The 12,984-nt window shown below is 53.7% G+C and carries 12 protein-coding genes; 1 reads left to right on the top strand and 11 read right to left on the bottom strand.

Features of this window, described 5'->3' with window-relative positions; translation table 11 throughout:
- Positions 1-82: 82 nt before the first annotated feature.
- The 9 genes from OB13_RS15480 to OB13_RS15440 all read right to left on the bottom strand — a co-directional run bounded on the left by OB13_RS15480 (position 83) and on the right by OB13_RS15440 (position 7,960).
- The gene (locus OB13_RS15480) at positions 83-1,015 is read right to left on the bottom strand and encodes a M28 family peptidase (RefSeq protein WP_461491079.1); all 933 of its coding nucleotides are present in this window, start codon (positions 1,013-1,015) and stop codon (positions 83-85) included.
- A gap of 62 nt (positions 1,016-1,077) precedes the next feature.
- Entirely contained in the window at positions 1,078-1,287 is a 210-nt protein-coding gene (locus tag OB13_RS15475; RefSeq protein ID WP_461491078.1) for a hypothetical protein, read from the bottom strand.
- 170 nt (positions 1,288-1,457) lie between these two features.
- Positions 1,458-2,051: a hypothetical protein gene (locus OB13_RS15470; RefSeq protein ID WP_461491077.1), complete on the bottom strand. Its 594-nt coding sequence runs from the start codon at positions 2,049-2,051 to the stop codon at positions 1,458-1,460.
- A 15-nt stretch (positions 2,052-2,066) separates the two neighbouring features.
- Complete coding sequence (locus tag OB13_RS15465; protein ID WP_461491076.1) at positions 2,067-2,789, bottom strand: head GIN domain-containing protein; 723 nt, start codon at positions 2,787-2,789, stop codon at positions 2,067-2,069.
- 103 nt (positions 2,790-2,892) lie between these two features.
- A complete protein-coding gene (locus OB13_RS15460) occupies positions 2,893-3,816 on the bottom strand; it encodes a M48 family metalloprotease (RefSeq protein ID WP_461491075.1) in 924 nt (307 codons plus the stop codon).
- Positions 3,817-3,947: 131 nt separating this feature from the next.
- The gene (locus OB13_RS15455; RefSeq protein WP_461491074.1) at positions 3,948-4,556 is read right to left on the bottom strand and encodes a hypothetical protein; all 609 of its coding nucleotides are present in this window, start codon (positions 4,554-4,556) and stop codon (positions 3,948-3,950) included.
- A 194-nt stretch (positions 4,557-4,750) separates the two neighbouring features.
- Complete coding sequence (locus OB13_RS15450) at positions 4,751-5,500, bottom strand: SRPBCC family protein (protein WP_461491073.1); 750 nt, start codon at positions 5,498-5,500, stop codon at positions 4,751-4,753.
- Positions 5,501-5,656: 156 nt separating this feature from the next.
- The gene (locus OB13_RS15445) at positions 5,657-7,093 is read right to left on the bottom strand and encodes a PQQ-dependent sugar dehydrogenase (RefSeq protein ID WP_461491072.1); all 1,437 of its coding nucleotides are present in this window, start codon (positions 7,091-7,093) and stop codon (positions 5,657-5,659) included.
- Between the two features lie 186 nt (positions 7,094-7,279).
- The gene (locus OB13_RS15440) at positions 7,280-7,960 is read right to left on the bottom strand and encodes a porin family protein (protein ID WP_461491071.1); all 681 of its coding nucleotides are present in this window, start codon (positions 7,958-7,960) and stop codon (positions 7,280-7,282) included.
- 336 nt (positions 7,961-8,296) lie between these two features.
- Between OB13_RS15440 and OB13_RS15435 the strand changes: the two genes are divergently transcribed.
- Entirely contained in the window at positions 8,297-9,652 is a 1,356-nt protein-coding gene (locus OB13_RS15435) for a PKD domain-containing protein (protein ID WP_461491070.1), read from the top strand.
- Positions 9,653-9,761: 109 nt separating this feature from the next.
- Here the strand turns inward: OB13_RS15435 and OB13_RS15430 are convergent, their stop codons facing one another.
- Together OB13_RS15430 and OB13_RS15425 are read right to left on the bottom strand one after the other, a co-directional pair.
- Positions 9,762-10,442 carry a porin family protein gene (locus OB13_RS15430; RefSeq protein WP_461491069.1) on the bottom strand — a complete coding sequence of 227 codons (681 nt, stop codon included), beginning with the start codon at positions 10,440-10,442 and terminating at the stop codon, positions 9,762-9,764.
- Positions 10,443-10,606: 164 nt separating this feature from the next.
- Positions 10,607-12,865, bottom strand: a complete 2,259-nt coding sequence (locus OB13_RS15425; protein ID WP_461491068.1) for a Tex family protein — start codon at positions 12,863-12,865, stop codon at positions 10,607-10,609.
- Positions 12,866-12,984 lie beyond the last annotated feature (119 nt).

Below are 12,984 nucleotides of genomic sequence, written 5' to 3'. Positions count from 1 at the left end.
ATTTAATGAGCAGGCAGCTCCTGTTCTGACTGGTTGCTGCCAGCGTTGAGGGAATATGAAGATGAAAGAAAGACAGCCGGACCTACTTCTGTTTCAGAACCAATTGCTTCCGGTCCGGGTGTTTCTTATCCAGGTTTAGAACAAAATCGATCACCAATGCAGCGGCATCCGGGTAAAAGGTTGAATTGATATTGGAAAAATCGTCGCTGGGCTTGTGGTAGTACGGATGGTCCTCTACACCAAAGTAAACGAAGGGGATCTGGCGCTTGTAAAACTGGTAGTGGTCTGACTGCCTGGTCCAGTCGTTTTCGCCCTGCTCCGGCCGGTCGTGCCCGAGCAGCAGTTTTGCCTGCGGCCGTGGGGCCACCTGCTCCAGGTAGGGTGCCAGGGCCGGGTAGTGGTAAGTGCCACTGGCATAGAGCTCTCCTTTCTGGTTGATGCTCAGCATGTCCATGTTCACGTTGAGCAGGATCTGCTCGAGTGGCAAGGGCGGATTCTCCAGGAAAGCTTCTGCGCCCCGGAGGCCCAGTTCCTCCCCGTCCAGGGCAGCAAAAATGAGGGTATGGTAGGGTTTGTTCTTTTTGAAATAGGCAGCAGCCGCAAAAAGGGCAGCCACGCCGGAGGCATTGTCGTCTGCCCCGTTGTAGGTCTCCCCTTTGCGTACGCCCACGTGGTCGTAGTGTGCAGTCAGTACGATCGCTTTCGCTGACTTGCCCGGAATGTAGCCGATCAGGTTGACGGCTTCTTCCACGGTCACCTGCTTGCTCTCGAGCCGGAAGGTATGGCGGTAGCTGTTGTGGTATGGCTGCAGCCCGATCTCCTGAAAGCGGCTGGTGATATACTGCTGGGCCATTTTGTTACCTTTGCTGCCGCTAAGCCGGCCTTCCATAGAGTCAGCCGAGAGCACCTCAACATCCCGGAGCAGCTGCCGGGCATCCAGTACCCGTCGTTGCGCCAGACCGGGCAGCACTAGTAAAAGGCTAAAAACAAGGGCTAAGGCAAGCTTCCTTTCCATATACAGAAATATTTTTTGCCTAAGTTAGCACAAATACCCGCTCTGTACTTATCTGGTTTGTTTTAATTGATCGATGGCCAAGCAACCCAGCTCTTTCGGCGGTTAGCCGGCTTCTTGTCTTCTTTTTTAGACACCGAGCGCTCTACCTGTTGGGTATAGCTACCGTTCTGCTCAAATACTTCGCCTTTCAGCACCCAGCCACTTTTCACATAAGCCTCTACTGAGTTTACCAGTGCCTGTAGATCTTTCGCTTCGATTACGTCGATTTCCATCTTTACTCCTCTTTTCTATTGATTACAACTAATGTCACTACAATAATAGAAACAGGAAGTGGGCCGCGTACGTTCACTACTTTTAAAAGTTACAATTTATTTTAAACATATTACAGTTGCCTGAATCCGCTTAAAACAACAAGGGCCGGCGTAATGGCCGGCCCTTGTTGTTACTTCATCACATTGATAAAACCCGGTACTTCAACCGGGCCTACCGAAGTTTGGATGGTGGGTTTTATCTGCAGCACGATATCCGGCCGGGGGGCACCCTCTTCGGACTTGGTGAGCATCGTGACCAGGCGCAGCAGGTTGCTGTAGCCCGGTTTCCCGTTTTCTTCCGTGATACTGATGGGGGTCCGGACATTGATGGTGTTGAGGCCATGGTGCAGTTCCACCGGCTCATCTACCAGCCCGCTCAGGGCCTGCTTGCCATCCAGCAGCAGCTGCCACTTCAGCTTGGTTACCGTCATGCTGCGCGCTTTGCTGTTCTCATCCAGCTCCACGTTAAGTCCCAGGCTGGAATAGGCCGATAACCTGTTGTCTGAGAAAGCGGAGAAAAGCAAGGCGGCTTCTCCAAAAGAAAAATCTTCCGGCCGCTTTTTATCCAGCAGATTCACCCCATTCAATTTTACTTCATTGATACCCGCCAGGCTGTACTTGGCTTCTTTGAAGGCATCGAGGTCATTTTTTGTACTGCAGGAGAAGGCAAACAGGGCCATACCCAGCAGGAGGGCGAAACTTAACAGATTTGTCTTTTTGATCATATCGCTTTAAAATGCTCAGCGCTTTATTACTTTGCCTGAGCCTGAAATAGTTGAATTAATAGTCGGATTTCCCTGATAATACACATTCCCACTTCCACTGAGCGTAACGGACAGGTTAGTGGTTGCATTTACTTCCACGTTGCCTGAGCCGCTCAGCACCACGCCGGCGCTTTCGCTCCTCAGGTCAAAGGATTTTACATTGCTCGAGCCAGAAAGGCTGATCTCCTCCACGGTTGCCTCTCCCAGCATGTCGATCGTGCCCGAGCCGGTGAGCCTGCTGGTCACCTTGGCGGCTGCCACGTTGATTCTCAGATAGCCTGAGCCGTCTAACACTCCCCGGAACTCATTGGTCTCAAACTCGTCGAGCAGCTCGATCTGCCCCGACCCGATCATTTCGGCACTGTTTAGCTCCGGCACGGTCATGTGTACCTCTACCGTCTTGTGACTGCGCAGGCAGGTATCAAAGCTGAGATCCCATATCCCATTGGACACGCCGGTATTGATAGCGTCCAGCACGTTAGGCTGTGCCCTGACTTCGATGCGTTGCGTGGCTCCCCGTCTAACGAAGACGCGGGTATCCCCGTTCACTCGCAGCCCCGTGACTGGGTCCAGGATCAGTTCACGACTTTCCACATCCCCTCTTCCCCGGATACAATCATTATCATCGTCACAGGAGGAAAATAAAAGCGCGGGCAGGATGAGCAGGAGCATCCACCGGTTAAATGTAGTTAATTTCATAGTTTTATGGAGCGTAAGTGACGCTGCAAGTTAATTATTCCTGCTGCCGCTGCATAAAACTACCTTATTCGCCTGCTCAATATTTTGGCGCGATCACTAATTTTTAGCCGAAATACCCGACGCGCTGCCCCCGCTTGTTTACCAGCACACCACTATCAGTCACAAACAGGCCCTGCAGGTACTCACTCTCGAAGTAAAAAGGATAATCCGGGTTGTTGGTGCGCGCCAGTTTACCTACTACCCGGGCACCGTCTTCGGTCATGTGGACCAGCTGCAGCCGTGTGGTCAGGAAAAACTGCTCGTTGGGGGCATTGCTGAAGATCACCTTGCGCAACACCAACCGGCTATCCAGTGCAGCCGTGTTGGTGACCTTGGTTTCGGGTCTTACGGACTCACGCGCAGCAGGCTGTTGCGGTCTGGTTTGGCTGGCGATCGGTTGCTGCTGTTCGCGCGACTGGCCACCGGAGCCGGCCAGAAGCTGCGCGTCCGCATTGCGCCATCCTTTGCTGATGGCAGCCAGCCGGTAGCTGCGGCCCGGGTGCGTGGCAGAGCTTCTTTCTTCTGAAAGCACCTGCATGGCAGCTTGTGCTTCTTCCATACTGGCGCCCATTTTGCGCAGCACGAATCCGGAGAACTCATCGGCTTCCAACTCATCGGCGTGGTTGCTGCCCCTGCTCGACAAGGTATGGCCGTTGAGGTGGTGGCCGATCTCGTGCGCCAGTATGCTCACACCGGCCCAGTCGGTATGGACGGCATTGTTGATCGAAGCCAGGAAGCGTTCGTTGTAGAGGATATACCGTTTCCCGTTGTAGATGACGGCGGCGGCATTGTCTATGTTGGCAGACCGTACTTCAAAGCGCGGCTTCAGCCCGACCACATCGATGATCTCCCCGATGATGTCCCGGGGTGCTTCCCGGACAGCAGTTACCTCGGCTGCTCCGGCAGCCGGCAGCACGTCAGCCATTGCGGTGAAGAGAGGAGCAAAGGCCACTCCCAGCACGAACACTACTTTCTTAAATTGACTCATTCTCTTTCCCTTCTTTTTCCATGAAAACCTTAGCATAACCAAAACGAAAAACCGGCTGCCTCTGGTATACTGCTAGTAGCAAGTACTTTGCCAGAAAAGCACCAAATCTCTGAAATTAGCTGCCACCCGGTTTAGCGTGCCGCGACAGCTGCAGCCGGTTTGGTCACTGTGATGAAGGTAGGAGATTCGATGTTGCCGACCGGGGTCTGGATGGTAGGCTTGATTTTGAGTGTCACGTGCTGCCGGATGTCACTTCGCTGCCCCAGCAGGGTGATCAGGCGCGACAGGCCGGTATAGCTGGGCTGGCTGTCCGCCTCTGCCAGCCCCACCGGCGTCTCGATGGGCAGCAGGTTGAGGCCCTCCTGCAGCACCAGCGTTTCTTCTATGGTTCCTGTCAGCGCTTCGTCCCCATCCACCAGCAGCAGCCACTTCAGCTTCGTGATGGTCAGGTTGCGCTCGCCCTCTGCCTGGTCCTGCAGCGCTACATGCAGCGCCAGCGTGGAGCTAACCTGCAGCGAATTGCTGGTAACGGCCGTCAGCAGGCTATCCTGCTCCTGAAGCGAGAAGCCCCGCCGTGCCTGTATGCGCTCCTCCACATCAATGCCGTTGAGTTTGATGTCCGACACGCCCTGCAGGCTGTAGGTTGCCTCCGTAAAGGCCTTTATATCCTGTGCCTGCCGGCACGAAAATCCGGCGACAGCCACTAGTAACAGCAATTTGATTCTGATTATTTTTTTCATCCGGATGATCCTTTTCAACCCTTTCCTACGCTACAAATAACGCACCAGCCTGGCTATTCTGTTTCAGCTAAGCTCATTTTATTGATCCTATCGCAGCATTGAAAGTACATGGCAGCAAAAAAGCCAGGTATAGCCTGTGTTGCTATACCTGGCTTTGTGTAGGAAGGTAGCTCCTTTGCTATACCTTCCTGGTCTTAATTGGAATGAAGGGGCTGATGGTGTTTGTGCCGGTCCTCGCCTGTCTCCATGAAACGCTTGAAATAGCGGAGGTCTTTTTCTACCATACTCTTCAGCATTGGGTTCAGCATTTTGGCCGCCAGCCCACCCACCGATCCTACCGGAGGGCTGTAGCTAATAACAGCCTGCACAATGGTGCCGTGCCCGTCGGGAGAGTCGGAGAAGCGCACTTCGCCGGCATTGTCTATGTCCGAATTTGGCAGGGACTTCCAGGCGATCAGCTCATTTTCCTTTTCATGTATGATATCCGCGTGCCAATCGACAGTGCCCAATCCGCCCGGGATTTTTGCTTTCCAATGGGAGCGCTGCGGTCCGTCCGATCGCACGCTTTCAAGGTGCTCCATAAAGCGCGGCAGGTTCTCCAGCCTGCGCCAGAACTGGTATACTTCGGTGCGCGGTCTCTCCACCGTGATGGTCCGGATGATGTCCACGGCAATGTCTTTTCCGTCTGCGGTATCGCGGCCGACAGCCCGGTTCACAAAGCAGTAGCCGGTTATACCCCGAAACAGCATGGCGCCTCCGGCCAGCGTCATGGCCAGGCCCGCGCCACCCGACTGCCGGAGCCCCAGCATGGTCAGGGCAGCACCTCCAACGGCAGAAATGGTCCGTTCCGGCGTGCCGACATTGATGTGGCTCGACCCGCTGGCCGGGGGAAATATATGCTCTGTCTGAAGCATTTTTGAGTAATTCGGTTTGTATGTATCCATAGCTTATAGGTTTTTATAGGGATACGAGGTCAACAGCTACTATTGTTACTTTCAGCGCTTTAATTGAAATATATCCTCCACGGAAACGCACAGTTTGCACTATCCCTTGTTCCGTTCCGGCTTACAAATAATGCAGCTGATCAGGGTATACCTGCTTTACTCCAGCAACAGTTTCTTCCGGAGCTTGCGGTTGCCGGCTTCCAGGTAGAGCGTATAGTTTCCCTTGCTCAGCCCCCTGATATCGAGCGTGCTGATGCCTTCGCTGTCCGGTGTCAGGTTGGCTGCCGCTTTGACCAGTTGCCCCAGGTTGTTGTACAGGCTGGCCTTCTCTACCCGGTGTATACTGGCCTCTTGCAGGTCGATGAACAGGAGCGAGCGCGCAGGATTCGGGTATACCTTCAGTGCTTCCGGGTCTTCTTCTTCGGTGCCGGTAACAGTGCTGGTGAGGCGGTAGAGTTTCTCGCCGGAACCGTGGCTCAGCACCAGAATTTCACCTTCTAAGTCCTCAGCAAAGGCAGATACCTGGAACCCGGCATCGAGTAGCAAGGTGTTGCCGGCCAGGGTACCATCGGCTTTCAGGGTCAGCGCCCAGATATTACCACTGGCAAAGTCTCCATAAATATACTTGCCGCGCAGTTCTGGCATACGGGAGCCATAATACACGAAGCCACCTGTAACCGAGCGCCCATCCCCGCTGGCATGGGTGTAAGCCAGCACCGGCAGCAGGAGCCCGGAGGTGTTGCAGTTACTCGATGGATTATAACAGGCCGTTCCTTCCATGATACGCCAGCCATAGTTGCCTCCGTTTTCGATCAGGTTTATTTCTTCCCGTGCATTCTGGCCTACATCAGCTGCCCACAACCGGTTGGTTTGTCTGTCAAAGCTGAATTTCCAGACATTGCGCAAGCCATAGGCAAAGATCTCCTGCCGGAACCCCTCCTTGTTGTTCGCATACGGGTTGTCGGCAGGTATACCATAGGGATTGCCGCCAGCCGGTTTGTCCACGTCAATGCGCAGTATTTTCCCTAACAGGCTCTTCCGGTTCTGGGCATTGTTCTGCGGGTCTCCCCCACTGCCGCCGTCCCCTGCCGAAATGTAAAGGTAGCCATCCGGGCCGAAAGCAATTTTGCCTCCGTTGTGATTGGGGTAAGGCTGGGTATAGGTGAGCAGTACCCGTTCGCTTCCCGGGTCGGCCTGATTGGGGTTGGATGCGTGGACGGTGAAGCGGGAAATCCGGGTCTGCAACGGGTCGCTGGTGGTATAGTTGACATAGAAATAGCCGTTGTTGCCAAAATCAGGATGAAAAGCGAGCCCCAGCAGCCCGCGTTCGCCGCCTGAAACAACCCGGTCTGTGATGTCCAGGAAGGGAGTGGCTTTGGCTGCGTTTTCCTCTTTGGCCGGAATCCAGGAAATGATGCCTTCCTGCTCTACCACGTAGAGGCGGTCCTTGTTGTCGCCGGCCGTTGCGGCCTCCACCTGGTCTGTGAATTTCAGGTTTGGGTATGCTTCCTGCAACTGGTATTGGGCTGCTGACTCGGGCGAGCAACTGCAGAACAGGGACAGGAGGAGCAGGTAAGAAAGTGATGCTTTCATAGGAAAGAATTAAGGTATGGCCTATTCCATGTTCCTTACGAGATTCTATTTATACCGGATTGGTTTACAAGATCTTGTCCTTTAGGCTTAAAATATGTTGGGCGTGACCGTTTGAGCTTTCAATAGTTCCTGAACAAAAAAGCAGGCCCTTGCGGAGCCTGCCCTTTTTAAGGTATAGCTTTCAGCCTAGTTCGCCCCGAAGAGGTAGGCCAGGGAGATTCCAAAAACGCGGTTCGACAGCTTAGGCTCCCCGACACCGTCCCCAGCGTCATACCTGTTCACATCCGAAAGCCCAAAGTTGTAGCGCACGTCCAGGTTCAGGGCATCGGTTCCCAGTTGGCAGGCCATGCCGATGCCAAAGCTGCCGCCCACATCCAGGCGGTTGTAGTCCACCTTATCGAAGTCGATGCTCTCACGGCTCCAGGAGTCGTTCATCTCGAATGACTTTCCACCTCCCATCCAGTAGCCGGCGTAGGGCCCCATGGTGGTGAATCCCTTCAGCTTCTCTGAGCCAAACGTAAATTTAGACAGTAACGGAACCTCCAGGTAAGTAGCCTTGCGTACCAATTTGACATGATTCCCGCCCTGGCGCTCTTCCAACCGGAAGCCTTTCTCGGAGAGAAGGACTTCTGGCTGGAAAGACAGCAGTTCGTTCACAGCAAAGTTGACAACCGCCCCAACCTGAGGACCCGCATTGTACTTCACCGTCTCGTTGAAACTCTCCCGCTCGCGTGCGTCATTACCTCCTTTTAGCTTCTGGGTGGCGATGTTCACGCCTGCGCGTGGTCCAAACGTAATACCCTGGGCGTAGGAAGTGCAGGCAATTCCCAGGATTGCAAACATCAGCAATGCTGCTCTTGATTTCATACTTTGATTTTTGGGTTGGCTCTGCCAGGCGGTCAACTGACAATGTATTCCAAATATATAAAAATTCTAATGCTATACTAGCATATTGACGTGATGAAAGGAAGCGGTCGAACGCCGCCAACGGGCTGTTTTATACCGGTCAGTTGGCCTTACAGACCACTAACTAGATAGTTATATTTTAAATGGTTTAGGTTATATTAGAATCGTATACCTGTATACCTATCCTATACCTTCGCCGCACCCTCCATCCAGGTATAGCCTCTCCTAGGCCCCGAATGCAACCGCATTGTGACTTGCTGTTTTTGCCAGACTGCACACCATTAATCCCAATAGACTATGCAAGCGCTTTTACTCTCTTTCTTCCTGTTTATCGGCTCCTCGGTCATCCCGCTCTGGGCACAGCAAACCGACCAATTCCCGAACTGCCAGCGCAAACCCAACCCATCTGCAGACATCAGCTCCCAGCAGGGCACTCGCACGGCACTCACTGAAAATAAAGTGACTGTGTATTATGTGTTGCCAAACGATGCCGCCTACAGCCAGGCCGAGTACGATGCGATCCGGAAAGCGACCCGGGAAGTACAGGCCTGGTTTCAGATCAACACGGGCGGCCTCACCTATACCTTTGCCTATGCGGATACGGTTGTGGTATACAGAGGCCTCGAGAATACAGCGTATTACCAACAGGACTGGTGGGGCCTGCTCCTTGGGGAGATGGCAAGCCAGGGGGAACCCATCTGGCAACAGGGGATTGTGGCCAGCCTCTGGATAAAGACAGGAAACGCTTATGGGATCGGATTAGGAGCACAGGCCTGTGACGGCTACTGCGGTGTAGCCATGGCGGGTGTAGAGAATTTTCCTGAATTCAACGATACCGGTGTCTGCCCGACAGATCCCGAAGGCATTATGTGGCCCTGCGTGCCCCATGCTACCATGGCCCACGAGCTGGGCCATGCGTTCGGCTTGCCGCACCCCGCCGACAATGACAGCACTGCGGCTGTAGCAAACCATAGTATCATGCAAACGCATTGGAACTACCCCAATAACGCACCTGAAAATGAAAGTCCCTGGGGATTGTTAACCGTGGAGCGAACCGTCTTGTGGGATAACCCTTTCTTTGAGGAAGACATATCGCTCAGGCAGATCTACGATGCGGACGTGGTCAACCTGCCTGTTACGGGTCCGGAGCCGGATGTACGCTTCAAAACCTCGGTCAAGGATAGGACGCTGACCCTGAAAAACAAAACCCGGGATGCCTGGCTCTACTACTGGACCTTTGGCGACGGCAGCGTCAGCAATGAAAAATCGCCGAGCCATACCTACAGCAGCCCGGGCACTTATACGGTCACGCTCAGAGCGTCGCATGAAACAGGTATGACGGCCCTGCAGCAAGAGACCGTGATGATACGGGACACAAAAAAACCAGACAAAAAACCTGTATTGCATGTAGGCCCGATCCGGATATACCCGAACCCAAGTACAGACGGACAATTCACAATCGCTTTTCCGCCGATCCCTTTCACCATCCGGATTACCGTACTGAATGCCATGGGACAACCGCTTATGGATCAGACCATTTCGGATACTTCCCACAACCTGCACCTGGATATGCGTGATTTTGGCAGGGGTGTCTATTATGTAAGACTTGACATGCAGGGCGCTTCCCTCACCCAGAAGCTGGTCATACTCTAACAGAAGAAACTGCTGCAGGCTTCCTGCCTTCTAAAGTCATAACTACAAAAAAAGGGCAGGCTCCTCACGAGCCTGCCCTTTTTCAGTATAGCTTTCAGACCAGTTCAGCCTAGTTCGCTCCGAACAGGTAGGCTAGGGAGATTCCAAAAACGCGGTTAGAGATCTTGGGATCGCCGTCACGGCCGTTGCTGTCGTACTTGTTTACATCCGACAAGCCGAAGTTATAGCGTACATCCAGGTTCAGGGCACCCGTTCCCAGTTTGTAAGCCATACCTACACCAAAGCTAGCTCCTACATCCAGGCGATTATAGTCGTCCTCATCAAAATCAATGTCTTCGCTCATCTCCGTGCTGTTCACCTTCATCGACTCATTGCCGCCCATCCAGTAGCCGGCATAGGGCCCCATCGTGGAAAAACCAGTTAAGGTTTCTGTACCAAAAGTAAACTTTGCCAGAACAGGCACTTCCAGGTAACTGGCCTTGCGAACCAGTTCAAAGGAATCGCCTCCCTCACTCTCTTTTACCTTGAAGCCTTTCTGAGAGAACAGAAGCTCTGGCTGGAAAGAAAACAAATCGTTTACGGCAACATTTACAACTGCACCGGCCTGGATGCCTGCATTGTACTTTAGAGTCTCATTAATGTCTTTTCTTTCATCTTTGTTATCACCTCCTACCGCTTTCTGCGCTGCCAGGTTCACCCCTACACGTGGTCCGAAGGTAACGCTCTGGGCAAAGGAAGTATAGGTCATTCCCAAAACGGCAATCACGAGAAACGCTGCTTTAAATTTCATGTTTTCAATTTGTTAGGTTTATTTTACAGATGGCCATCCGGCCATCGCCTGCAAATATATACATAACTTAATATTATAAGCGAGTTAATTCAGTAAACATAAAAAGAGCCCCGGCTTCTGCCGGAGCTCTCCTATACCTAAGCTATACCTAGTGAGACTGGTCCTTACTTGAACTTACCCTTCAGCATGGCCAATTTCGCCTGGAAATCGTTCATCGGTTCTTCTTCTTTCTTCGCATTGCCTTTTCTGGCTCCGCCACCCCCACCTGCCGGTTTTGCTGCGTTCGGGTCCCCTTTCATGCTCAGGGAAATGCGCTTGCGCGGCACGTCCACTTCCAGCACCGTCACCTCTACCTGCTGCCCTACCTTGACCACGTCGTGCGGGTTGTTGATGAAGCGATCAGACATGTGGCTCACGTGCACCAGTCCGTCCTGGTGTACCCCGATGTCCACGAACGCACCGAAGGCGGTAATGTTGGTCACCAGACCCGGCAACTTCATCCCTTCCCGCAGGTCTTTCATCTCGTTCACGCCTTCCGTAAAACTGAACGCTTCGAATGTCTGGCGCGGGTCACGGCCTGGCTTGGCCAGTTCGCTGACGATGTCCTGCAAGGTAGGCAGACCTACACTGGCTGTCACGTAATTTTTGAGGTTGATCTGCTTGCGGAGTTCTTCCTTCTGTATCAGATCCTGTACTGTTACGCCCAGGTCTTTGGCCATCTGCTCCACGATCGGGTAACTTTCCGGGTGAACGGCTGAGGCATCGAGCGGGTTTTTGGCACCCCGGATGCGCAGGAAGCCGGCCGCCTGCTCAAAGGCCTTATCCCCCAGACGAGGTACTTTTTTCAGCTCGGCACGGCTGCTGAACGGACCATTCTGGTTCCGGTATTCCACGATGTTCTGCGCCAGCGAAGGGCCCAGGCCTGACACATAGGTCAGCAGTTGCTTACTGGCGGTGTTCATCTCCACCCCTACGGCGTTCACACAGCTCATGACCACGTCATCCAGCGAGTGCTTCAGGGCAGACTGGTCCACGTCGTGCTGGTACTGGCCTACGCCTATGGATTTAGGATCGATCTTCACCAGCTCGGCCAGCGGGTCCATCAGGCGGCGCCCGATGGATACGGCGCCACGCACGGTCACATCCTGATCCGGAAATTCCTCACGGGCAACATCCGATGCCGAATAGATCGACGCACCGCTTTCGTTCACCATCACCACCTGCACCGATGCAGGTAGTTTGAGGCTCTTCACAAAAGCTTCTGTCTCGCGGCTGGCCGTGCCATTCCCGATGGCAATGGCTTCTACTGCAAAGCGGGTCACCATGAAGCGCACGGCCTGCGCGGCTTCGTGCTCCTTGTGCTGACCCGTATGCGGGAATATTGTTTCGTTGTGCAGCAACTTTCCTTGTCTATCCAGCACGACCGATTTTACACCGGTCCGGAAACCCGGGTCCAGGGCCAGTACGGTTTTCTGCCCCAGTGGGGAGGAAAGCAGCAGCTGGCGCAGGTTATCGGCAAACACCCGGATCGCTTCTTCGTCGGCACGTTTCTTCGAGGTCAGGCGTACCTCGGTTTCCATGCTGAGCTTGAGCAGGCGCTTGTAGCAATCTTTCGCAGCCAGCTTCACTTGATCGGAAGCCGCGTTGTTGCCCTTTACGAACATGTTTTCCAGCTTGGCCAGCGCTTCTTCTTCGTCTGGCTGGGCGCTCAGCATCAGCACCATCTCAGCCTCCCCCCGGCGCATGGCCAGGATCCGGTGCGACGGGGCTTTCTCGATCGGCTCTTCCCACTCGAAATAGTCCTTGAACTTCTGCCCGGCTTCTTCTTTGCCCAGCATCACACGGCTCTTGAATACCCCCTTCTTCTCGAAGATCTGTCGCATCATCGCACGAGCCTCGGCATTCTCGTTCATCCACTCGGCCATGATGTCACGGGCTCCGGCCAGTGCTTCCTCTGCATCCTTCACCTCTTTCTCTTCTGATATGAAGTTGGCAGCTTCGGCGGCCACATCCACATTGTTCTGCTCAAACAGCAGCTGCGCCAGCGGCTCCAGCCCTTTTTCGCGGGCGATGGTGGCGCGGGTGCGGCGCTTTGGTTTGTAAGGCAGGTAAATATCCTCCAGTACTGCCATGGTTTCGGCAGCCAGGATACGGGCTTCCAGCTCCGGTGTCATCTTCTCCTGATCCCGGATAGACTTGAGGATGCTCTCGCGGCGCTTGTCGAGCTCACGCAGCTGCTCCAGCCTGTCGCGGATAGCCGCTACCTGCACTTCGTCCAGCGTGCCGGTCACTTCTTTGCGGTAGCGGGAAATGAAAGGTACCGTTGCCCCCTCGTCCAGCAAAGTGGCCGTTGCCTCCACCTGTTTGATGGTGATACTCAGCTCGGTGGCAATCTTTAATAAATGGTCCAGATTTAATTCCATGTATATGTAATAAGAATAATCAACAGCTTCATCTCCCGCACATGCCCCTGTATGGAAGGGATATTTGAGCTTTGGAAACGTCAAATTTAAACGATATTGCCTGAAACCGAAAACAACTT

Source organism: Pontibacter sp. HJ8 (assembly GCF_054824225.1).
Note: the sequence above shows the minus strand (reverse complement) of the source record. Positions and strands in the feature narration are given on the sequence as shown.